At 66.0% G+C, this 21,400-nt stretch carries 25 protein-coding genes; 10 read left to right on the top strand and 15 right to left on the bottom strand.

Going from position 1 to position 21,400, the window contains the following annotated elements; genetic code table 11:
* Nucleotides 1–29: 29 nt before the first annotated feature.
* Nucleotides 30–2,735: a phosphoenolpyruvate carboxylase gene (gene ppc, locus O5K39_RS04420; protein WP_271146079.1), complete on the top strand. Its 2,706-nt coding sequence runs from the start codon at nucleotides 30–32 to the stop codon at nucleotides 2,733–2,735.
* A 9-nt stretch (nucleotides 2,736–2,744) separates the two neighbouring features.
* Here ppc and O5K39_RS04425 read toward each other — a convergent pair whose 3' ends face one another.
* A complete protein-coding gene (locus O5K39_RS04425) occupies nucleotides 2,745–4,511 on the bottom strand; it encodes a M10 family metallopeptidase C-terminal domain-containing protein (RefSeq protein ID WP_271146080.1) in 1,767 nt (588 codons plus the stop codon).
* 57 nt (nucleotides 4,512–4,568) lie between these two features.
* Nucleotides 4,569–6,479 carry a M10 family metallopeptidase C-terminal domain-containing protein gene (locus tag O5K39_RS04430; protein ID WP_271146081.1) on the bottom strand — a complete coding sequence of 637 codons (1,911 nt, stop codon included), beginning with the start codon at nucleotides 6,477–6,479 and terminating at the stop codon, nucleotides 4,569–4,571.
* Nucleotides 6,480–6,738: 259 nt separating this feature from the next.
* On the opposite strand from O5K39_RS04430, the gene O5K39_RS04435 reads away from it, so the two are divergent.
* Nucleotides 6,739–7,041 carry a UrcA family protein gene (locus O5K39_RS04435; protein ID WP_271146082.1) on the top strand — a complete coding sequence of 101 codons (303 nt, stop codon included), beginning with the start codon at nucleotides 6,739–6,741 and terminating at the stop codon, nucleotides 7,039–7,041.
* A 21-nt stretch (nucleotides 7,042–7,062) separates the two neighbouring features.
* On the opposite strand, the gene truA is transcribed toward O5K39_RS04435, so the two are convergent.
* The 8 genes from truA to O5K39_RS04475 form a co-directional block, all read right to left on the bottom strand.
* Nucleotides 7,063–7,803: a tRNA pseudouridine(38-40) synthase TruA gene (truA, locus tag O5K39_RS04440; protein WP_271146083.1), complete on the bottom strand. Its 741-nt coding sequence runs from the start codon at nucleotides 7,801–7,803 to the stop codon at nucleotides 7,063–7,065.
* On the bottom strand, nucleotides 7,803–8,720 hold the full coding sequence (gene fmt, locus O5K39_RS04445) for a methionyl-tRNA formyltransferase (protein ID WP_271146084.1): 918 nt from the start codon (nucleotides 8,718–8,720) through the stop codon (nucleotides 7,803–7,805). The genes truA and fmt overlap by 1 nt, the downstream gene beginning before the upstream one ends.
* A gap of 200 nt (nucleotides 8,721–8,920) precedes the next feature.
* Nucleotides 8,921–9,148, bottom strand: a complete 228-nt coding sequence (locus O5K39_RS04450; RefSeq protein WP_271146085.1) for a hypothetical protein — start codon at nucleotides 9,146–9,148, stop codon at nucleotides 8,921–8,923.
* A complete protein-coding gene (locus tag O5K39_RS04455) occupies nucleotides 9,148–9,741 on the bottom strand; it encodes a peptide deformylase (RefSeq protein ID WP_271146086.1) in 594 nt (197 codons plus the stop codon). Before O5K39_RS04455 ends, O5K39_RS04450 begins: the two co-directional genes overlap by 1 nt.
* A gap of 57 nt (nucleotides 9,742–9,798) precedes the next feature.
* Nucleotides 9,799–10,092: a DUF2218 domain-containing protein gene (locus O5K39_RS04460; RefSeq protein ID WP_271146087.1), complete on the bottom strand. Its 294-nt coding sequence runs from the start codon at nucleotides 10,090–10,092 to the stop codon at nucleotides 9,799–9,801.
* A 79-nt stretch (nucleotides 10,093–10,171) separates the two neighbouring features.
* Nucleotides 10,172–10,582 carry an acyl-CoA thioesterase gene (locus O5K39_RS04465; protein WP_271146088.1) on the bottom strand — a complete coding sequence of 137 codons (411 nt, stop codon included), beginning with the start codon at nucleotides 10,580–10,582 and terminating at the stop codon, nucleotides 10,172–10,174.
* Nucleotides 10,583–10,641: 59 nt separating this feature from the next.
* Entirely contained in the window at nucleotides 10,642–10,887 is a 246-nt protein-coding gene (locus tag O5K39_RS04470) for a hypothetical protein (protein ID WP_271146089.1), read from the bottom strand.
* Nucleotides 10,888–10,961: 74 nt separating this feature from the next.
* Nucleotides 10,962–11,576 (bottom strand): glutathione S-transferase family protein, encoded by a 615-nt coding sequence (locus tag O5K39_RS04475; protein ID WP_271146090.1) that lies wholly within the window; start codon nucleotides 11,574–11,576, stop codon nucleotides 10,962–10,964.
* A 158-nt stretch (nucleotides 11,577–11,734) separates the two neighbouring features.
* Between O5K39_RS04475 and O5K39_RS04480 the strand changes: the two genes are divergently transcribed.
* Together O5K39_RS04480 and O5K39_RS04485 are read left to right on the top strand one after the other, a co-directional pair.
* A complete protein-coding gene (locus O5K39_RS04480) occupies nucleotides 11,735–11,977 on the top strand; it encodes a hypothetical protein (RefSeq protein WP_271146091.1) in 243 nt (80 codons plus the stop codon).
* A 182-nt stretch (nucleotides 11,978–12,159) separates the two neighbouring features.
* A complete protein-coding gene (locus O5K39_RS04485) occupies nucleotides 12,160–12,372 on the top strand; it encodes a cold-shock protein (protein WP_271146092.1) in 213 nt (70 codons plus the stop codon).
* 68 nt (nucleotides 12,373–12,440) lie between these two features.
* Here O5K39_RS04485 and O5K39_RS04490 read toward each other — a convergent pair whose 3' ends face one another.
* Both O5K39_RS04490 and O5K39_RS04495 read right to left on the bottom strand, forming a co-directional pair.
* Nucleotides 12,441–12,662: a hypothetical protein gene (locus O5K39_RS04490; RefSeq protein ID WP_271146093.1), complete on the bottom strand. Its 222-nt coding sequence runs from the start codon at nucleotides 12,660–12,662 to the stop codon at nucleotides 12,441–12,443.
* A 10-nt stretch (nucleotides 12,663–12,672) separates the two neighbouring features.
* Nucleotides 12,673–13,014, bottom strand: a complete 342-nt coding sequence (locus tag O5K39_RS04495) for a RidA family protein (RefSeq protein WP_271146094.1) — start codon at nucleotides 13,012–13,014, stop codon at nucleotides 12,673–12,675.
* Between the two features lie 477 nt (nucleotides 13,015–13,491).
* Here O5K39_RS04495 and O5K39_RS04500 point away from each other — a divergent pair, with 477 nt between their 5' ends.
* Genes O5K39_RS04500 through O5K39_RS04510 form a run of 3 tightly spaced genes read left to right on the top strand, consistent with a single transcriptional unit; the run spans nucleotide 13,492 to nucleotide 15,670 of the window.
* A complete protein-coding gene (locus O5K39_RS04500; protein WP_271146095.1) occupies nucleotides 13,492–14,550 on the top strand; it encodes a TonB-dependent receptor plug domain-containing protein in 1,059 nt (352 codons plus the stop codon).
* Entirely contained in the window at nucleotides 14,547–15,341 is a 795-nt protein-coding gene (locus O5K39_RS04505) for a TonB-dependent receptor (RefSeq protein WP_271146096.1), read from the top strand. The genes O5K39_RS04500 and O5K39_RS04505 overlap by 4 nt, the downstream gene beginning before the upstream one ends.
* Nucleotides 15,332–15,670: a hypothetical protein gene (locus O5K39_RS04510; protein ID WP_348637124.1), complete on the top strand. Its 339-nt coding sequence runs from the start codon at nucleotides 15,332–15,334 to the stop codon at nucleotides 15,668–15,670. Before O5K39_RS04505 ends, O5K39_RS04510 begins: the two co-directional genes overlap by 10 nt.
* 161 nt (nucleotides 15,671–15,831) lie before the next feature.
* Here the strand turns inward: O5K39_RS04510 and O5K39_RS04515 are convergent, their stop codons facing one another.
* A complete protein-coding gene (locus O5K39_RS04515; protein WP_271146097.1) occupies nucleotides 15,832–17,145 on the bottom strand; it encodes an amidohydrolase in 1,314 nt (437 codons plus the stop codon).
* A gap of 101 nt (nucleotides 17,146–17,246) precedes the next feature.
* Here O5K39_RS04515 and O5K39_RS04520 point away from each other — a divergent pair, with 101 nt between their 5' ends.
* From O5K39_RS04520 to O5K39_RS04530, 3 genes are all read left to right on the top strand, one after another.
* Nucleotides 17,247–17,594, top strand: coding sequence for a hypothetical protein (locus O5K39_RS04520; RefSeq protein WP_271146098.1), 348 nt, complete (start codon nucleotides 17,247–17,249; stop codon nucleotides 17,592–17,594).
* A gap of 45 nt (nucleotides 17,595–17,639) precedes the next feature.
* A complete protein-coding gene (locus tag O5K39_RS04525) occupies nucleotides 17,640–18,929 on the top strand; it encodes an MFS transporter (protein ID WP_271146099.1) in 1,290 nt (429 codons plus the stop codon).
* Nucleotides 18,930–19,003: 74 nt separating this feature from the next.
* Nucleotides 19,004–19,432: an SRPBCC domain-containing protein gene (locus O5K39_RS04530; protein ID WP_271146100.1), complete on the top strand. Its 429-nt coding sequence runs from the start codon at nucleotides 19,004–19,006 to the stop codon at nucleotides 19,430–19,432.
* 1 nt (nucleotide 19,433) lies between these two features.
* Here the strand turns inward: O5K39_RS04530 and O5K39_RS04535 are convergent, their stop codons facing one another.
* On the bottom strand, nucleotides 19,434–20,405 hold the full coding sequence (locus tag O5K39_RS04535) for a type II secretion system F family protein (RefSeq protein WP_271146101.1): 972 nt from the start codon (nucleotides 20,403–20,405) through the stop codon (nucleotides 19,434–19,436).
* A 13-nt stretch (nucleotides 20,406–20,418) separates the two neighbouring features.
* Entirely contained in the window at nucleotides 20,419–21,399 is a 981-nt protein-coding gene (locus O5K39_RS04540; RefSeq protein WP_271146102.1) for a type II secretion system F family protein, read from the bottom strand.
* Nucleotide 21,400 lies beyond the last annotated feature (1 nt).

The following is a 21,400-nucleotide window of genomic DNA, read 5'->3' on the forward strand; positions in this document are numbered from 1 at the left end:
CTCCGGCCTCCCCGCTGAAAGACGTTACCATGCCTGCATCCGCTCCCGTCGCCGACGATCGCTTGCGCGAGGAGGTTCGCCTGCTGGGCGGGCTGCTGGGCGAGGTGATCCGGGATGAGGGCGGTCAGGATCTGTACGACCGGATCGAGGCGGTGCGTCAGGCCTCGGTGGCCTATCACCGCGATCCGCAGTCGCATGGGGCGTCAAAGCTGGAGGCCCTGCTCAAGGACCTGTCGCTGGATCAGGCGGTGGGGCTGGCGCACGGGTTCGCGGTCTTCTCGCTGCTGGCCAATGTCGCCGAGGACCGGGCGGGCAAGCGCCGCGCCCAGACCCAGACCGCCGAGGGGGCCCGGCCCGACACGCTGGAGGGGGCGCTGGCCCGGCTGAAGGCGGCGGGTCAGACGCAGGAGGACGCCCGGGCCCTGTTGTCCGACGCCCTGATCTCGCCGGTCCTGACCGCCCACCCGTCGGAGGTGCGGCGCAAGTCGGTGCTGGACCGGATCGCCTCGGTGTCCGACCTGCTCGACGCCTGCGACCGCGACGACCTGAGCTGTGCGCCCGAGGTCATGACGCGGGGCCTTCGCCGCCAGACGACCATCCTTTGGGCCACGCGTCTGGTGCGGATGAGCGGACTGGTGGTGCAGGACGAGATCGACACGGTGGTCTCCTTCCTCGAGCGCATCTTCCTGCGGGTGGCCCCGGCCCAGCTGGCCGAGTGGCGCACCGCGCTGGATGCGCCGGACCTCGCCCCCTTCATCCGCATCGGAGCCTGGGTCGGGGGCGACCGGGACGGCAATCCCAATGTGGACGGACAGACCCTGTCGGCGGCCATGGCGACGGCCGCGCGCGCCGTGCTGCGGTTCTATCTGGATGAGGTCCATGCCCTGGGGGCCGAGCTCAGCCTGTCGGGGACCCTGGCCACGGTAACCCCGGCCCTGAAGGCCCTGTCCAAGGCGTCGGATGACGACAGTCCGCACCGCACGGACGAACCCTATCGCCGCGCCCTGACCGAGATCTACGCCCGGCTGGCCGCGACCCACCTGCATCTGACCGGAATGGCGGCGCCGCGTCCGGCCCGGTTCGAGGCTCCCGTCTATGACGGCCCCGAGGCCTTCCGGGCCGAGCTGGCCATCCTGCAGGACAGTCTGGTCGCCAGCCACGGCCAGGTGTTCGCCGACGACAGCCTGTCGCGGCTGATCACGGCGGTGGACATCTTCGGCTTTCACATGGCGACCCTGGACCTGCGCCAGAACTCCGACGTCCATGAGCGTGTCGTCGCCGACCTGTTCAAGGTCGCAGGAGTAGAGGCCGACTATGCATCGCTGGACGAAGAGGCGCGCATCGCCGTCCTGTCGGCCGAACTGGCCTCGGGCCGTCTGCTGTTCAGCCCCTATGCGACCTATGCCGAAGAGACGCTGAAGGAGCGCGCCATCCTTCAGGCCGCCGCCCGGGCCCTGGCCGCCTACGGCCCCCAGGCGATCCGCACCCATATCGTGTCCAAGACGGATGCGGCGTCCGACCTGCTGGAGGTCTATCTGCTGCTCAAGGAGGTCGGGATCTATCGGCCGTCCGACCCCGGCGCCTGTCCGATCCAGGCCGCGCCCTTGTTCGAGACGATCGATGACCTTCGCGCCGCAAAGCCGACGCTGGAACGGCTGCTGGCCGAACCCTCCGCACGCGCGGTGGCGGCCGCGCGCGGGGTTCAGGAAGTCATGATCGGCTATTCGGACTCCAACAAGGACGGCTCCTACCTGACCTCGACCTGGGAGCTGCACGAGGCGTCGCGCGCCCTGCTCGACGTCACCCATGCGGCGGGGCTGAAGCTCCAGTTGTTCCACGGACGGGGCGGGGCGGTCGGTCGCGGCGGCGGGTCCAGCTTCGCCGGGGTGATCTCGCAACCGACCGGGACCGTGGCGGGCCGCATCCGCATCACCGAACAGGGAGAGGTCATCGCTAACAAATACGGCGAGCCCGACGTGGCGCGGCGCAACCTCGACGCCCTGACCGCCGGCGTCCTGATCGCCTCCCTGGCCCCACCGCCGGACGACGCCCTGACCGCGCGCCATGGCAAGACGGCTTCGGCCCTCAGCCAGGCCTCGATGAACGCCTATCGTGCCTTGGTGTACGAGCATCCCGGCTTCGTCGATTATTTCCGCGCCGCCACCCCGATCGCCGAACTGGCCGAGCTGAAGATCGGCTCGCGCCCGGCCTCGCGCACGGCCTCCACCGCCATCGAGGACCTGCGCGCCATTCCGTGGGTGTTCAGCTGGTCGCAGAGCCGCGTGATGCTGCCGGGTTGGTTCGGCTTCGGCAGCGCCGTCGCCGGCGCGGACATGGGCGAGCTTCAGGCCATGGGCCGCGAATGGCCATTCTTCCGCACTCTGCTCCAGAACATGGAGATGATCATGGCCAAGTCGGACATGACCATCGCGCGGCGCTATGCCCGGCTGGTGCCGGACGCGAACCTGGCCGCCACCATCTACGGAGAGATCAGGGCCGAGTGGGACCGGACCCGCGACGCCATCCTGACCATTACCAGCCAGTCCGACCTGCTGGGCGGCCAGCCCGAGCTGGACCGGCTGATCCGGCTGCGGATGCCCTATGTCGAGCCGCTGAACCATGTCCAGATCGAGCTGATCCGCCGCCGCCGCGCCGGCGACGACGACCCCCGCGTCCGCGAAGGCATCCTTCTGGCCGTCAACGGCATCGCGGCGGGCCTCAGGAACAGCGGCTGAGCCCCGTCGTCAGGCGACCAGCATCCAGTCGCCGTGGGTGGGATGCAGCCAGGGTGCCACCGCGTCCGGGACGCCTGCGTCTTCAAACATCGGAGCAGACTCCGGCTCGATCGGGGCGGCCGCCGGCTGGCTGCCGAACCGGCCGGTGAACAGGAAGTCGTTGGGGGTCAGGGCGGTGACGCCGGTCAGGCGGATCTGCATGTCGTTCGTGCCGTTCGCATCGACATCGACGAAGACATGCATGGTATTGCCGGACTGGACGAAATTCACGACGATGTTGGATCCCAACGGCCGCAGATCCAGCAGATCCTGCCCGCTGGTGAAATCGGTTATGAAATCGGCAAACGCCCCTTGTGAGTCCGTCGCGGAATTGTAGCGGAAGGTGTCGCGCCCGCCGCCACCCGTCAGGTTGTCGAAGTTGCCTCCGCCGGTGATGATCTCGTTGAACGCGCCGCCGATCAGAGTGTCATTGCCCACCGATCCCGTCAGGTTGATGAAGAGGGGCGCGCGAAGAAACTCCAGGTCCTGGCCGTTCACCACCGTGGTAAGAACCAGATAAAGCGTCGTTCCGCCCAGGCCGATCACATCTATCTCGGTTCCGAACGGCGATCGGTTCAGGCTGATCGATACGATGTCCAGCATCTCGAAGCGGACCCGGTCATCGGCCCCGGTGAACAGTGCGATACTGTCCGATGACCGTGTCAGGCCCTCGTACTCACGCCAGGCAAAGACATCGCGACCGCCGCTGCCGTCCATCCTGTCGTTGCCACGCCCGCCGTACATGACGTCGTCGCCATCGCCGCCGAAAAGGATGTCATTTCCGTCGTTGCCGAAAATGACGTCATTTCCGCCAAGCCCGTAGACGATATCCCTGATGCCTGCGCCGACGAAGGTTTCGCCCGCAGAGGATCCCGCATCAACGATGCCGTTCACAGGATCGAAGGGCAGCAGCAGGTCGGCGGTGTTGATCGTGCTGCCGGACAGCAAGACCAGTCCGCCCGCATTGGTGTTCACAAAGACAATCGCCGATCCGTCGGTCTGGCGTACGATGTTGAGCCCCGTCAGCGCGATGTTGCGCAGGTCGAGCCTGTCGGCACCGGTCTGAAAGTCAGCAATGTTGTCATAGCCGGTGGCGGCATTCGAATCGGTATCCGCGAGATACAGGAAGCTGTCGAAACCCGCCCCGCCGATCAGGGTGTCGCCGCCCGCCCCGCCATTCAGGATGTCGTCGCCCGCGCCGCCCAGCAGGGTGTCCGATCCGCCCTGACCGTACAGGATATCGGCATTGATGGTCCCGTTCAGGGTCTCCGACGCCGACGTGCCTCCGACATGGACCCCGACGGCCTGGATCATCAGCAGGTCGCCGGCGAACAGGGTCTGGTTGGAGTTCAGCGTCAGGGTCTGGCCCGTGCTGGTCGTCACGAACAGATAGCTGCCTCCGCCCTGGCGCTGGAGGATGCTGGCGGCCGTCACCGACAGGGCGCGCAGGTCGATGCGGTCGATCCCGGTCTCGAAGTCGATCAGGGTGTCGATCCCGCTCGCCTGGCTTGAGTCCGACGCGTTCAGATAGACGAAGGCGTCCGCCCCCGTCCCGCCGAACAGGGCGTCGCCGCCCGCGCCCCCGGTCAGGACATCCGCCCCGTTCCCGCCGTGCAGGAAGTCGGCACCGCTGTCTCCGGACAGGGTGTCGTCGCCGTCGAAGCCATAGACCTGATCATCCTCGTTCGGACGACCTGTCAGAGTGTCCGAGCCGCTCGTACCGGTGAAGAAGCCCAAGATCGTCTCCGAGGGGATTGGGTCCGCACCAGGCTCCGGCGGCCCGGTGCCTGTGTGTCAGGCGAACAGGGCCCAGTCGCCGTGGCCCTGGCCGGACCACCCGGTCAGACCGTCGAATCCGGCCAATCCGTCGTCGTTCGCCCCGAACCCGATCACGGCGAGGGCCTCAGGCTCAGCCGCCTCGATCGGGGCGGCCGCCGGCTGGCTGCCGAAACGTCCGTTGAACAGGAAGTCGTTGGGGGTCAGGGCCGAAACGCCGGTGAGGCGGATCAGCATGTCGTTGGTGCCGTTGCCGTCGACATCGACGAAGACGTTCATGGCACCGATGACCACGGCCAGGTTGATGACGGCGTTCGACCCGAACGCGCGGAAGTCCAGCAGGTCGTCCCCACTGATGAAATCGGCGATCGTGTCCGAGGCCGTGATCGTCGAGTCGCTGGTGACCAGATAGCGGAAGGTGTCGCGACCGCCCCCGCCGGACATGGTGTCGATCCCGCTGCCGCCGATGATGACCTCATTCCGGGTCGTGCCGCTGAAGGTCGTCGTACCGCTGCGGTCGTCGATGGTGAAGAAGGTCGGTGAACCCACGAAGGTCAGATCCGAAAGCAACAGGGCATTGCTGAAGAAGTTCAGCAGCAGGGACTCGCCCGCTCCGCCGACGATGTCGAGCTGGGTCTGGAAACTCCCGAACCGGTACAGGGTCACGCCGGTGATAGACGCCATGTCGAACCGCAGGGTGTCGCCGTCAGCGCGGTTAAGGTCGACGTATTCGGACTGGCGGACAGCGCCCTCGTAAGCGCGCCAAGCGTAGACGTCGCGACCTTGAAACCCGTACATGCTGTCGCCGCCCGCGTCGCCGTACAGGACATCGTTTCCGTCATCACCCTGAATATAATCGCTGCCCTGTCCGCCATAGATGACATCGTTTCCGGCCTGGCCGTAGAGGGAATCGCTGCCATCCTCTCCAAGAAGGGTGTCGTCCCCGATCCCGCCGAACAAGGAGTCGCTCCCAGCAGCACCGTACAGGACGTCGGCACCCTCCTGTCCATACAACGCGTCTCTCGCCAGCCCGCCCGTTAGGATATCGGCGTTGGCCGTGCCCAGGACGACGACGTTGTTGAAATAGTTGCCCGCGAGCAGCAGGTCGCTTGAGTTGATCGGTGTGGCCGCCAGGAGGGTCAGAAGGCCGGTGCTGGAGGTGGCGAAAACCAGGCTGGTGCCGTCGGCCTCGCGCTGGATGCTGATCGACGACAGGGTCAGGCCCCGGAAGTCGATGAAATCGATGCGGGTCTGGAAGTCGAAAAGGTTGTCGAACCCGGCGGCGTTGGAATCGTTGACCGATGTATAGAGGAAGGTATCCACGCCCCCGCCGCCGCCCAGGGTGTCGCCGCCCAGGCCGCCGACCAGCACATCATTGCCGTCGTTGCCCAGCAGGGTGTCGTTGCCGGTCGACCCGAACAGGGTATCGGGTCCCGGCGACCCGGTCAGAAGTTCGCCCGGATCGCCCCGTCCGACGAAGACGCCGACATTCTGGGACAGCAAAAGGTCGCCGGCCGTGATCGCCTGACCGGCGGCAAGAATGGTCAGCAGTTCGCCGGACGTCAGCTGGACGAAGACGAAGCTGGAGTTGGTGCCGCTCTCGCGGCGGATGCTGACGCTGGACACCGACAGGGCGCGCAGGTCGATGGTGTCGATGCCGGTCTCGAAATCGGCCAGCATGTCGTAGTTGCGGTTAAGCCCCGAGTCCGACCCGCTCAGATAGACGAACCGGTCCGCCCCGGCCCCGCCGAACAGGACGTCGGCGCCCAGTCCCCCGGTCAGGACATCGTCGCCGTCGCCCCCGTCCAGATAGTCGTCGCCGCTGTTGCCGACGAGCACGTCGTTGCCGGTCAGGCCATACAGCTGATCGTTCTCATTGGGCTGACCCGTGAGGGTGTCATTGCCTGCGCCGCCGACCTGAAAACCCATGACGTCGTTCCTGCCCTTTGATTGGTTCAACCGACGATAGATCAGCGCGAAGGGCAGAGCCAGATGCGGAATTACATAGGTGCTCCCGTGCGATAGTCACCCGAAGGGCTGTCTGGAATGTCATGAAGCCGATGTCATGACCTCGATTTAAAGCTTTGCCTTACGTTTGCCGCCGGTCGGACAACCGGCGGCGATGTTCGGGCTCCAGGTTTCGGTCGTCGCCGATCAGAGCGACGAACATCTCTCAGGAAACCGACCCATGACCCGCACGATCGCCGCCTTTCTCGCCGCCTGCACCCTCGCCGCCGCCGGTGCCGCCTCGGCCCAGGAAGCCCGTATCGCCTATGGCGACCTCGACCTGGCCACCACCGCCGGTGCCGCCACCTTCGACGCTCGCGTTCAGAAGGCCGCTCGCAGCTTCTGCCGCGAGTCCCGTGGCGCCACGACCCGCATTTCCGACCGCGCTGCCTGCGAGCGTGCCGTGCGCGAGGAAGCCCTGTCGCAACTGCCCGAATACGCCCAGGTCCGCTATGCGGTCAGCCGCCTGCCGGTCACCGCTTGATCATGAGCTGATCCGGGGCCGTCAGTCGTAGGCGACCCCGGTCAGATACAGTCCGTCCGAAGGGGCGACGGGGCCGCATCGCGCGCGGTCCCGCGCCTCCAGGGCATCAGTAACGTCCGACGCCGTCCAGCGCCCCAGGCCCACCTCGACGAGCGTCCCGGCCATCGATCGCACCTGGCGATGCAGAAACGACCGCGCCTCGAACACCAGATGCACCTCCTCGCCGATCTGCGCGACGCGAGCGACATCCAGCGTCTTGACCGGCGACTTCGACTGGCAGGCCAGGTCCCGGAAGGTGGTGAAGTCGTGATGGCCGACCAGTCTCTGGGCGGCATCATGCATGGCCCCGGCGTCCAGCGGCTTTCGCATGTGCCAGACCTGACCCTGCAACAGGGCCGGGCGACCGGGCCGGTTCAGGATCCGGTACAGGTAGCGCCGCCCGGTCGCCGAGAACCGCGCGTGCCAGTCGTCAGGGGCGGCGACGCAATCCAGCACCGACACCGCCTCCCGGACCATATGGGCGTTCAGGGCGTTCATGACCGTCGCGGCCGGCCAGTCGCGCTCCAGATCGACGTGGACCACCTGACCGGTCGCGTGGACGCCGGAATCGGTACGGCCGGCGGCGGCGATCCGCACGTCCTGGCCACAGAACCCCTGGATCGCCGTCTCGATCGCGCCCTGCACCGTCGGCTGACCGGCCTGGGCCTGAAACCCGTTGTAGGGACCGCCGTCGTATTCGATCGTCAGGCGATAGCGGGGCATCAGCCGAGCAACGATCCGGCGGTGATGGCGAACCCCTTGAGGAACTCGGAGGCGTCCTGGGCGGCCCGGCCCTCGCGCTGGACACGGATCAGGCGCACGGCCCCCTCACCACAGGCGACCAGCAGGTCATCACCGAGAACCTCGCCGGGTTGGCCCGAGCCCTTCAGGCTGACCCGCGACATCAGCACCTTCATCCGCATCCCGTCGGGGGCTTCGCACCAGGCCCCGGGGAAGGGCGACAGGCCGCGGATATGGGCGTCGATCTCTGCGCTCGGCCGGGTCCAGTCGATGCGGGCCTCGGCCGGGGTGATCTTGCGGGCATAGGTGGGTTCGCCGACCTGCGGCGTCTCGGTCACTCCGCCACGTTCGATGGCGGCGAGCGCCCGGGTCCACAGGGTCGCGCCGATCACCGACATCCGTTCCGACAAACTGGCGGCGGTGTCGTCGGCCGTGATCGGCAGGACCTCGGACAGCAGGATCGCCCCCTCGTCGAGTCCCTCCGACATCCGCATGATCTGGACACCGGTCTGGCGATCTCCGGCCATGATGGCGCGCTGGATCGGCGCGGCGCCCCGCCAGCGGGGCAGAAGCGAACCGTGCAGGTTGAAACAGCCCAGGCGCGGTGCGTCGAGCACTTCGGTCTTCAGGATCTGGCCATAGGCGACGACACAGGCGGCATCGAGATCCAGGCTCTGGAAGTCGGCGATGGCCTCTGGCGATTTCATCGAGGCGGGGGTGAAGACCGGCAGTCCCATGGCCTCGGCAAAGGCCTGCACCGGCGACGGCGTCAGCTTCTGCCCACGGCCTTTCGGCCTCGGCGGCTGTGAATAGACGGCCACGATCTCGTGCCCGCTGGCGATCAGCTCCGCCAGCGACGGCACGGCGAAGTCGGGAGTTCCCATGAAGGCGAGGCGCATGACAGGGCCTTAGTCGTGACTGGTCAGGGACGCCACTTTTCTTCCCCCGCTTGCGAGGGAAGTGTCACGTCGATCGCGCAGCGATCCAGTGACGATGGGGGGAGTCCGAAGCATCGATGGGAGAATTCCCTCTTCGACCCTGTTCGAGCTTCGCTCGAAGACGGGCCACTTCTCCCGCAAGCGGGAGAAGAACAGATGATCTAGGAAGGATCGTACCAGCGGGTGCGAACCCCACCGCCCTCGTCCCATTCGCCACCGGCATCCAGGGCGTCGTCGAAATCCAGCAGCCGGTCCAGCAGGACCCCTGCGATGATGCCCAGTGCCGCGACGCCGACCAGGGTCGCCACGCTGCCGATGCCGACCTTTTGCGAGGTCGTCAGACGCCGCCTGCCGGCCGCGTCGATGATGACGGATTTGCCTCGGGCCATCATGCGTCCTCGAGTGCGCGCGAGCGCATGTATTTCTTGACCTTGGCCACCGCCCGGTCGCGCTTCAGCCGCGACAGATGATCGATGAACAGGACGCCTTCCAGGTGATCGAGTTCGTGCTGGAAACAGACGGCATACAGGCCGTCGATCTCTTCCTCGACCGCCTTATTGTCACGGTCCAGATAGCCGATCCGGATGCGGGCCGGGCGTTCGACCGTGTCGAAGTATTCCGGCAGGGACAGGCAGCCTTCCTCGTACTGGAACATCTCGTCGGACGCCCACAGCACCTGGGGGTTGGCGAAGAAGCGGGGGTTGTTGGCGGTGCGGTTGGGCTCGGCGTCCTCGCCGCCCTCATCGACGACCGGGGCATCGGTGGTCGGCTCGCCGTCGTGCAGGTCCATGACCACGACCCTGCGCAGATCGCCGATCTGGGCGGCGGCCAGGCCGATGCCGGGCGCGGCGTACATGGTCTCCAGCATGTCGTCCATCAGGGCGCGGACGTCGTCGTCCACGGCCTCGACCGGCCGGGAGACCTGCTTGAGCACGGCCAGGTCGGCGGGGTTGTCGATGGTAAGAATGCGGCGAACGGACATGGTCTTCAGGTAGGCGCGGAGGGGCTCCGGGTCAAGATTTGCGGGGTTCCCGGCACGTCAGCCGGCCTCGCGCACCCAGTCGAACGTCAGGTCCTCACGAAAGGCGAAACGGCGCAGATGCTCGGCCACGACGCCTTCCAGCCGCTCCGCCGTCTGGGCGTCGGATCCGTCGATGACGATATGGAGTGCCTGCGGATCCGCCGTCAGCACACAGGGACCACCGGGCAGCGGAATGTCGGCGCGCTCGGCCGTATAGGTCAGGTCCGGAAAGCGATGGCTCCAGTGCTTGGACAGTTGGGTCAGGTATTTCGACGCGTTCGAGGTTGCGACGGTGGTGGTCGATCGGGTCATGGAAAAATCTCCGCGGCCGGGTGCCGCCTGAACCGGGACTTGGTTGCGAACCGTTCGCAAATCAAGTGGGCGCCGGCTTTCAGCGCGCCTCGGGAAGAGGGCGGGGCTTCCGGTCCTCGTCGATGGCCACATAGGTGAAGACGCCCTCGGTCACCCGGCTGACGGTGTGGGAGGCGCGAGGCCTCTTCCAGGCCTCGACATGAACCCGGATCGAGGTGCGGCCGACCTTGATGATCCGCGCATAGATCGACACCTCGTCCCCGACCGAAACGGGTTGGTGGAACACCATGGCGTCCACGGCGATCGTGGCACAACGACCGCGGGCCAGGTCGAAGGCGGGGGTGGACCCGGCCAGATCCATCTGGGCCAGCAGCCAGCCGCCGAAGATGTCGCCCTCCGGGTTGGTGTCGGCGGGCATGGCGATGACCCGCACCACCGGCTGGTCGTCGGGGGCGGTCAGGGGCGTTTCGAGTTGGTCCGTATCGGTCATCCAACCGGTCTAGCGCGGTCGGCGCATCTGACAAGCCGAAGTCGGGAGGCGCGGGCCGATCAACGCCCGCCGCTGGTCAGGCGCGAGGCCCCGCCGGTGATCTTGCAGATATTGTCGGTCTCGGGGCGCCCGGTCTGGGCACCGGAGGTCTGCAGGATGCCGCCGTGCGCCTGACAATCGGCGGCCAGGCGTTCGGTCGCGGCTCCATAGCTTTCCATCGGCGCGCCGGCGGAAGCGCAGGCACCCAGGGCGAAGACGAGCGGGGCAAGGGCGGCGACGGCGGCGGGGATCAGGGGGCGAGTCATGGATCCAGCTCCTGTGGGACGCGACATCAACGACCCGACCTTCCGCCCTGTTCCTCCAAGGATCAAGCGCCCTGTCAGGTTGCCGCGCCGTCGTCCAGCGTCCGCGCCCGCGTCGCCGCCTCCCGGCCCATGATCCGGGCGGCATAGGCGGCGAAGGCCGGCCGTTCGGGGATCGACTTGAACATCAGGCCCCAGCCGATCTGGCTGCCGACATAGACGTCGGCCGCGCTGAACCGGTCGCCCAGAATATAGGGGCCCTCGCTCACGGCGGTCTCCAGCGCGTCGATGGTGGCCTCATACGAACCGTAGCCGACCATGCCCGCCTTGTCGGCCGGTGCCAGCAGGCCGAGGGATTTCGCTGTCACCGCCGTCTCGACCGGCCCGGCCGCAAAGAACATCCAGCGCAGATAGGTCCCGCGCGCCGGATCGTCGAACGCCGGAGCCAGGCCGGCTTCCGGAAAGGCGTCGGCCAGATAGGCGCAGATGGCCGCGCATTCGGTGACGGTCACTCCGCGATGGGTCAGGGCGGGCACCTTGCCCATCGGATTGACGGCCAGATAGTCGGGCGACTTCATCGCGCCATAGTCGATGATCTCTGTCCGGTAGGGTCGGCCGACTTCCTCCAGCATCCAGCGGGCGATGCGACCGCGCGACTGGGGGTTGGTGTAGAGCACGATCTCGTCGGTCATGACGGGTTCCTCCGGTCTTCAAACACAGTGTTTCACATGGAACAAAAAGGCAACATGTTTGTCGCAGCCTTTTGTCCACAATCCGACACAACATTGAAACAAGGCGGTTTTTCTTCCTCCCCTCGCATATCGCTCCGCTTGCGCCTATCTAGTGGAGCATGACTTTTCGCCCCACCACGATCGAACGTGCCTATGAGCTGGCCAAGAGCGGTTCCTGCCGCACGGTCGGCGACATCAAGACGAAGCTCCAGCAAGAGGGCCACGAGCGGGTCCAGGACCGGTTGTACGGCGGTTCCCTGACCTCGGCCCTGCGTAAGCTCTGCGTCGCTCACTATGTCGCGCCCGAGGGTGAAGAAGAGCCGGGCAAGGTGGTCGAAGAGGACGAAGACGAGGACGCCTGAATTGGCATCCGAATCATCGACCTTGTTTCCGCCCCGGTTTGCAGGCATAAGCCGCTCGTCGATCTCTCTGCGTCACGCCCCTCTCTCTTTGCGAACGCACCGAGTTTCTGGCCGATCCCATTCAGACCCGACAGGCCGCGCGCGCTCTTGCACGTGGCTAATTGCTAGCGGAGGTCCTTAAAATGGCTACCGGCACTGTCAAATGGTACAACTCCACCAAGGGCTACGGCTTCATCGAGCCCTCGGACGGCGGCAAGGACGTGTTCGTTCACGTCTCGGCCGTTGAAACGTCCGACCTGAACACCCTCAACGAAGGTCAGAAGATCTCCTACGAGGTCGAACGCGACCGTCGCACCGGCAAGGAATCTGCCGGTCAGCTGAAGGCCGCCGAATAGTCCTTCACGGATTTTTCGAGTGACTTGCGGGGTCGGTGAGCAATCACCGGCCCCGTTTTCGTTTCGGGTCAGTGCAAGGGGCCGGGCGGTGCCTTGGCTGAGACCAGCTCGATCCGGGCGATGCGGCGATCCATGTCGGCGACGACATCCTCGAGCCGCGCCTTCTCCGACGCCATGTCCACCGGCGTGCCGTCGTCATAGGTGATCCGGGCACCCTTCGAGATCAGGTCGAGACGGAACAGGGCGGTCGTTCGCGCCGCCTTGAACCGTTCCAGCTCGCTGTCGCTCACCGTCCCGATCCTACTTCGCTGCGACCACGATGATCTCGACCAGATAGTCGGGCGTGGCGAGCTTGCCTTCCGACGTCGCGCGCGCGGGTGGATTGGCCGTGTCGACCCAGGCGTCCCAGACCGCGTTCATGGCGGCGAAATCGCCGATGTCGGCCAGCCAGATGGTGGCCATCAGGATCTTCGACTTGTCGGTCCCGGCCCGCGCCAGAAGGCTGTCGATTTCCGTCAGGACTGTCTTCGTCTGGGCGGTGACGTCGTCACCGGGCTCGCCGACCTGACCGGCCAGATAGACGGTATCGCCGTGGATGACCGCCTCGCTCATGCGGGCGCTCGCGTCGAGGCGGGTGATCATGGACAGGTTCCCTGAAGTGAATCTCGCCTGTAGCGCGGTCGCGTTGCGGTCGCCAGTCCAAGCTGTTCCGCAGCCCGGTGTGATCGTTCTTTGACCGGACCTGTCGATCTGAATGGAGATCGCCGCTGTCGTCGGACCTGGGCGGCAAACCCAGAAGAGGCTGAAATCGTTGATGCATACGCTTGCACGTTATCGACCGGGCCGCAGAACATCCTGACTTATGGGCAAGATAGTCATTTTTGGACCGAACAGTTCAAGAGAAGTTGACTTGTGGGATGTTCGAGATCAACTTTGTGGGCGGGCCCTAAAAGATGCCCGCCTGGGACTGCGAGTGTGCCGACATAGCCGTCAACGGCCAGGTCGAGCGCCTCCTTGCGGTCACCAAAAAAAACAAGACGTCACATCAGGGGAGAGAAACCAGTGAAGCTTCGGCTTTTTTCAGTCGTAACGAGCAGCACGATCGCGCTCACCGCGGGCATGGCCTGGTCGCAAGAGGCCCCGCAAACCGACCCCGGCACCGCCAACCTGGGCGAGGTCGTGGTCACCGCCCAGCGAAGGAGTGAAAACCTTCAACGCGCGGCGGCTTCGGTCTCCGTCCGCACCGGCCAGGAACTGGAAGCCGAAGGCAAATACACGCTGAGCGCCATTCTCGAAGACATCCCCGGGGTGACGGGCGGTGCGGCGACCTTCGCCGCCAGTTCGCCGGGATCGTCAGCCGGGACGGACTCTCCCGCAGCCGGCCTCAACTTCCGGGGCATCCCTTCCAACACGGGCATCGGCGGCAGCTCGACCGCCGTCGCGACGTCGGCTGCGATCTATGTGGACGGGGTCTACAGCGGCGTCGGCGGTTCGTACGACATCAACCGGGTCGAAGTCCTGCGGGGACCGCAAGGCACGCTGTATGGACGCAGCGCCACCACGGGCGTGGTCACGGTGCGCACCAACGATCCTGGCCTCAGTGAATTCGGCTTCAACGCGACGGCCGAGGCCGGCAACCATGACCTGCGTCACGTCACGGGTGCGGTCAACGTGCCGATCATCGACGGAAAACTCGGCCTGCGTCTGGCCGGCAACTATTTCGACCGGGACGGCTATTTTTCGGCAGGGGACGCGATCACCAACAAGGATCTTCGCGCCAAGCTGCTCTATCAGCCGACCGAAGATCTTTCGGTGTTGTTGGGCTACGCCCAGCAGGACAATACCCAGCATTCCGGCGGTGTGACGTTCAACGTCAGTGCGACCGATCCCGAAAGCTACATCGCCAACCCAAACCCGATCGGCGACGGCGAGAACGCCTTCAAACAGTATTGGGCCGAGTTCAACTGGTCATTGGGCGACATGACCCTGACCTACATCCCCGCTTTCCGGACCTGGGAGTCGGTCGCGCGCAATATCGCGATTATCGCCCCGCCCGCCGGACCGTTTCCGGGCCTCGGTGCCGACCAGATCATTACGACGCCGACGGATGAGTTCATCACGCATGAGTTGCGGCTTGCGTCTGGCACAGGCAGCCGCCTGACCTGGCAGGCCGGATGACCTACTACCGAAACGAAATCGAAAATCAGGTCGTTTCGACGAATCCGTTCACCCTGGCTCAGCAGTTCGCCTCCGACACAGCCAAGACGACCAGGGCCATCGGCGCGTTCGGCGAGGCGACCTACGCCTTCTCCGACGACTGGCGGGCGACGGTCGGACTTCGCTACGACGAGACCGAAACGCAGATCAACCAGACCTATACAACACCCTTCGGAACCCAGGTGGTCTCGGGCTCCGCTGGTCAGCGGAAGTTCACGAACACGACCTACAAGCTGCGGCTTGAGCACGACCTGACGCCTCAGAATCTCATCTATGCGATGACGGCCACGGGCTTCTCGCCCGGTGACGTCGCCGCCACGACCGGCGTCAGCGGCGCGCCGATCGTCGTCGATTTCACCTCGGAAACGCTGACGTCCTACGAGATCGGATCCAAGAACCAGTTCCTCGACAACCGGCTTCGGGTCAATGCGTCGGCCTTCTACTACGACTACGGCGGCTACCAGGTCGGTAATATCCGCACCGGAAACACAATCACCTTCGACCCGACCTTCTCGGCCATTTCGGTGCCGGCCCGTGCCTATGGCGGAGAGGTCGAAATGACCTTCCAGGCGACGCCGCGTGATCAGTTTGCGCTGAACATGGGCTACACGCGCGGCGACCTGCTCCACCGGGAAAGCCAGATCGTGCCTGGGTCCGGGGGCGGACCGCCGACAAGTTCTTCTCCAGTTCCAGGATTCCGAACGTGGTGCCTTTCACGGCACAGCTTTCGTATGATCGCCTGGTGGACCTGAGCAACGGTTCGACGCTGAAGCTGAGATCCGGTCTGCGCTATAGAAGCGCCTACGATACCAACCCCTTGTCCAGCGAGGCTGCGGCCCTGGGCTATCAGCCCTGGGTGCGGACCGACGAGCAGTACCTCGGGGATCTGAGCGCGACATGGAGTTCGTCGAACGACAACCTGTCCCTGACGGCCTATGTCCGAAACATCGGGGACAATGAGCACAGGACCAACGCGACGTTGAACCTGATCGCCCAGCCGATGGGTCCGGCCATCGTTTCGGCGGACACCCGGCTGACCGAGCCCCTGACCTTCGGCTTCGTTCTCACCGCGAGACGATAGGCCGCCAACATCGGGCCGGCCGCTTGCCGGTCGGCCCAAAACTCGATCCGCCTCATTGAAAGCGGGCCAACGGTGATCCGCTTCACCCGGCCGCTTCATGCGCCTCCGTCACGCACGGCGGAGTCGTTCGGCCAAGGGCGGGTTGCCGGTGACGCTGCGCTTCAAGGCCTCTGCAGATATCGGATCGCGGTCATGGCATGGGCGCGCACCCCGACGGGCAGGGCGCTTTCGTCCACGTCGAAACCTGGGGAATGGTTGGGGGCGGTGGTCGCCGGATCGACGCCGTCCTTCGTCCCGCCCAGGTGAAAGAAGACCCCGGGAATCTTCTGCTGGAAGAAGGAGAAGTCCTCCGCCACCGTCGTCGGCGGGCTGGCCGGATTGACCGTCCCGACCGGCGAAGCCTCGGCCAGCACGGGGGCCAGCCATTCCGACAGGGCCGGGTCGTTATAGGTCAGGGCCGCGTTCTGGCGGATCGAGAACTCGGCCGTTGCGCCATAGATTTCGGCGACGTTGTCGATGGCGGCCTCGGCCCGCTTGACCAGGTCGTCGCGCGAGGCGACGTCGAAGGTGCGCAGCGTCCCGCTCATTGTCGCGTCTTCGGGGATGATGTTGTAGCGCACCCCGGCGTTGATGGTGGCGACGGTGAAGACGGTCGGCGTCGTCGTCGGATCGATCGTCCGCGCCGTCAGGGTGTTGATCGTCGTCACGATCTGGCTGGCCACGGCGATGACGTCCACCCCGCGCCAGGGCCAGGCCCCGTGGGTCTGGCGACCCTTCAACGTGATGTCGACCCGGTCCGAGGCCGCCATGAATCCCTGCGGCCGATAGAACAGCGTCCCCGCCTTGCCCGGCACGACATGGATGCCGAAGATGGCCTCGATCTTGTGGTCGGTCAGCACGCCTTCCTCGATCATCAGGGCGGCACCGCCCAGGGGTTCGCCGGGAGGTGCGCCTTCCTCCGCCGGCTGGAAGATGAAGACGATCGTTCCGGGAATGCGATCCTTCATGCCCGACAGCACCTCGGCGGCACCCAGCAGCATGGCCATGTGGGCGTCGTGCCCACAGGCGTGGGCGACGGGCACGGTCGCCCCCTGATAGGTCCCGGTCGCGGTCGAGGCGAAGAGGAGGCCGGTCGCCTCCAGTACCGGCAGGGCGTCCATGTCGGACCGCAGCGCCACCACATGTTCGCCGGGCAGGCCGCCCTTCAGCACCGCCACCACCCCGGTCTTGCCGACCCCGGTGGTGACCTCCAGCCCCATGGCCCTCAGCCGTTCGGCGAGATAGGCGGCGGTGTTGACCTCGGCGAAACCCAGCTCCGGGTTCTGATGCAGGTGACGCCGCCATTCGATCACACGGGGCATGACCGCCGTCGTCGCCGTCGCGACATCGGCCGACAGGGTGTCGGCGCTCTGGGCCTGAGCGGTGCCGGCGGCTAGCGTCAGGGCCGCGGCGAGGGTTGCGAACAGGCGTGTCATGGCGTCTCCGGGGATGATCCGATCATGAGGGGCACCGGGACGTCGGCGCAAGGCCGACGTGCCCTCTTGCAAGACTGCACGATCTCGCCGATCTGCGTTTCATGGCCATCAAGACCTCCAAGACCCAGTGGCGCGACGTCGTCCTGGTCTGCAAGAAATGCTCGAAGAAGCTGAAAGGCGGCGGCTTCGGCCCCGACGGCGACAAGACCCTGAAGAAGGCCCTGCGCAAATATCTGAAGGCCGGAAAGGGTCGCAAGGCCGAACTGGCGGTGATCGAGACGGCCTGTTTCGACGTCTGTCCGAAGAATGCGGTCATCGCCGTCAATGCCGCCCAGCCCAAGCAGCTGCTGATCGTGCCGGTCGGCGCAGACCTGCTCGAGGTCAAGGCGCGGCTGGGGTTGATCGACCACCGCCGTGTAAGACCCGAGCTGACCCTGGTCGAGGATTAGCCGCGACGGCGTGACGCGAGGCCCTGCGGGGTCTAGGACGATCCTGTGTCGCCCAGATCACCCACCTTCATGATACTGTTCGCCGTCAGCCTGATCGCGGCGGCGGGCAATATGGCGTTGCAGTCGGTGCTGCCGAACATCGGCCGGGCCTTCGGTCTGGCGGACACGTTGGTGGTCGCGGCTTTTGCCATCTCGGCCCTGATGTGGACGTTCGCCTCACCCGTCTGGGCCCGGTTGTCCGACCGGCTGGGGCGCAAGCGGGTCATCCTGATCGGCCTGGGCGGCTTCACGGTGTCCATGGCGGGGTTCGGCCTGGCCGCCACGGCGGGGCTGGAGGCCTGGATGGGGCCGATCGCCGCCTTCGTGCTGATGGCCATGGCGCGCACCGTCTACGGCGTGTTCGGATCGGCCGCGCCGATCGCGTCCCAAGCCTATGTCGCCGATCGAACCCAGGGTGCGGGCCGGACCCAGGCCATGGCCCTGCTGGCCTCGGCCCAGGGGCTCGGCACGGTCATCGGTCCGACAGTCGCCCCCTTCTTCGTCCTGCCGATCGTGGGACTGGCCGGACCCATGTATGCGTTCGCGGCGTGCGGCCTGGTCGTGCTCTGGGTCGTCTGGAAACGGTTGCCCAGCGGGGATGTGATCCGCACCCCGTCCCCCAGCGGCCGCGCCGACCGCACCGGCAAGGGGCTGTGGAAGGACCGTCGCGTGCGCGCCTTCCTGCTCTACGGACTGCTGGTGACCAGCGCGCAGGGGGTCAATATTTCGGTCCTCGGTTTCCACGTCATCGACGAGATGGCGACCCAGGGCATCACGGCCGCCCAGGCCCAGCCCTTCATCGGCGTGGCCATGTTCGCTGGCGCGGCGGCGACCCTGATGGTCCAGTGGGGTTTGATCCCCCTGCTCAAGATCCAGGCCAGGGACCTCATGCGCTGGGGTGCCGCCCTGGCGCTGGGCGGAAACCTGCTCTCCATCGCGGCACCCGGGTTCTTCGGTGTGGTGGTGGGCTATGCGGTCGTGTCGATGGGTGTCGGCTTCGCCCGTCCGGGATTCACCGCCGGTTCGTCCCTGGCGGTCGGCCAGCGTGAGCAGGGCGCGGTCGCCGGCCTGATGATGTCCCTCGCGGGCCTCAGCTTCCTGGCCCCGCCGGTCATCGGCGTCGGCCTGTACCAGCTGTCGGAATGGGCACCTTTCGCGGCCAATGCCGCCCTGTTGCTGGGGGCCCTGGCGGTCTGTCTGTTCAGCAAGACCCTGAAGGTGGCGCTGCTGCACGGGGCCCGACGTGCCATCGAGGCTCCGCCGGCCTCCCAGCCCGGCCCCGAAGGCGGCCACTGAACGCCTTTCCTCCGCCGGAAAGGCAGATCGCTTGCGCCTTTCCTCCGCCGAAAAGGCGTGGCAAATCCAGACCCATGCAGTTCAAGGTCGAAAGCAGGATCGGGGTCGTGGCCCCGCCCGAGCGTCTGTGGTCCTTCATCGCGGACCTGGCGTCGTGGGATCAGTGGAACCCCGTCGAGACGGGCGTTTCGGGCGCGGTCGGCTATGGCGGCGCCGTCAGCCTGACCGAACGGATACCTGGCCTGCCGGAACGTGTGGTGACGGCGAAGGTCAGCGACTGGACACCCAACAGCCAGCTGGTCTGGGTCGAGAAGCGCGGCTTTCTGTTCACGGTGGCCCGCTTCTACGAGATCGAGACGCTCGGCCCCGAGAACTGCATCCTCGCCAACGGCGTGATCTATTCAGGCCTGCGGGGCGAACTGGCGTTCGACAAGCAGAAGAAGGCCATCAAACCCGCCGTCGTGGCGATCAGCGAGGCGCTGAAGGCGGCGGCGGAAGGCTAGATCACCCGCCCGAGGCCTTCATCGTGTCCTGGATGTTGATGATCGCGGGGCCCAGGATCACGACGAACAGCACCGGCAGGAAGAACAGGATCATCGGCACGGTCAGCTTGGCCGGCAGGGCGGCGGCCTTCTTCTCGGCGGCCGACATCCGCAGGTCGCGGTTTTCCTTGGCCATGGTACGCAGCGCCGAGCCCAGGGGGGTTCCGTATTGTTCGGCCTGGACCATGGCGGTGGCCACCGACTTGACCCCGGCGTGGTTGGTGCGTTTGGCCAGCCCCTCATAGGCCTGGCGCCGTTCGGGCAGGTAGCTGAGCTCTGCCGAGAGTAGCGACAGTTCCTCGGCCAGTTCGATCGACGACCCGCCGATCTCCTGGCTGACCTTCTGGATCGCCGCCTCGATCGACATCCCGGCCTCGACGCAGATCAGCAACAGATCAAGCGCGTCGGGAAAGGCCTGCATGATGGACTGCTGGCGCTTGGCGATGACGTTCGAGAGATAGATGTTGGGCGCATAGAAGCCGATCACCGTCGCCGCCATCGTCGCCGTGACCCGCGCCATCAGGGGCAAGCCGAAATCGTTGAACACGAACAGATAGAAGCCGACGAAGGCGAAGAAGATGAAGGGTGAGGCGAAGCGGAAGAAATAGAACCGGTTCAGAGGCTTGGGCCCCCGGAAGCCGGCTTGGGCCAGCTTTTCGGCGACCTTGGGGTCTTCCAGCATCTTGGCTAGGTTCAGCTTTTCGACCACGTCCTTGTGGAAGCCGTCGTCGGCGTGACGCAGGCCGCCCTCCTTGGCCAGGGCCTGGCGCGAGCGACGCTTGAGCTCGTCGCGGCGGACCGAGACGGCCTTCATCCGGTCTTCCAGCCTGGCCCCGCCGTTCATGGAACTGAGCACGGTGAACAGGGCCGCAAAGGCCAGGACTCCGACCAGAAGGCTGAGCAGGTTCTGCGGATTGGTGAGGAAGGCGATCATGACTGCTGGCGCCTCAGAACTTGAACGCGATCATCTTCTTCATCACGAAGACGCCGCAGGACATCCACAGTCCGGCCCCCAGCAGCATCACCTGACCGCGCGGGTCGGTGAACAGCAGCATGATGTAGGCAGGGGTCGTGATGAAGACGAGCCCCATGACCACGGGGGGCAGGGAGCCGATGATGCCGGCCGAGGCCATGGCTTCGGAGGACAGGGCCTTGATCTTTTCGGCCATCATCCGGCGCGCGCGCAGCACGGTGGTCAGATTGGCGAGAGCCTCGGCCAGGTTACCGCCGGTCTTCTGTTGAATGGCGATGACGATCGCGAAGAAGCGCAGTTCGGCGGTCGGCATCCGCTCGTACATCTTGTCCAGCGCCTGGGGCAGGGTCAGGCCGACGCCCAGCCCCTCGACCAGCCGCTGGAACTCCGGCCCCAGGGGCGACGGGCTCTCGCGGGCGATGATCCGGAAACATTCCTGGACCGGCAGGCCGGACCGGATGCCGCGCACGATGACGTCGACGGCGTTGGCGAACTCGAGCGAGAATTTGTTGCGGCGGCGCTTGCCGATGAAGCCGACGATCCAGCGCGGCAGGCCCGCCCCGAAAACGACCGCCAGACCGAGGCAGAGCACGATGTTGGCCCCGAGCAGCAGGGGCAGCAGCAGGGCCGTGACGGCCAGGCCCGCACTGATGATCCAGAAGGTCCGGATCGGCATGGTCAGGCCCGCCTGCTTGAGCTTGGCGGCCATGGTCATTCGGGCCTTGCGCTCCTTGCGGTCGGCCTCCTTGAGCTGGTCGTGGATCGCCTTTCGGCGCGCTTCAGGCGTGTTGGCGACGGCGGCCTGGGCGGCCTTTCGATTGGCGTTCGGGGTCCGGGTCCCCAACCCTTGTGCGCGCTTCAGCGCCTGGGTCGAGGAATCGTCGCCGCCGACCAGGACCCAGCCCAGGCCGCCGATGGTCACGAAGGCCAGGATGGCCGCGAGGATGGGAAGCATC

Origin of the sequence: Brevundimonas sp. NIBR10 (genome assembly GCF_027912515.1) — a bacterium.
Taxonomy (GTDB): Bacteria; Pseudomonadota; Alphaproteobacteria; order Caulobacterales; family Caulobacteraceae; genus Brevundimonas.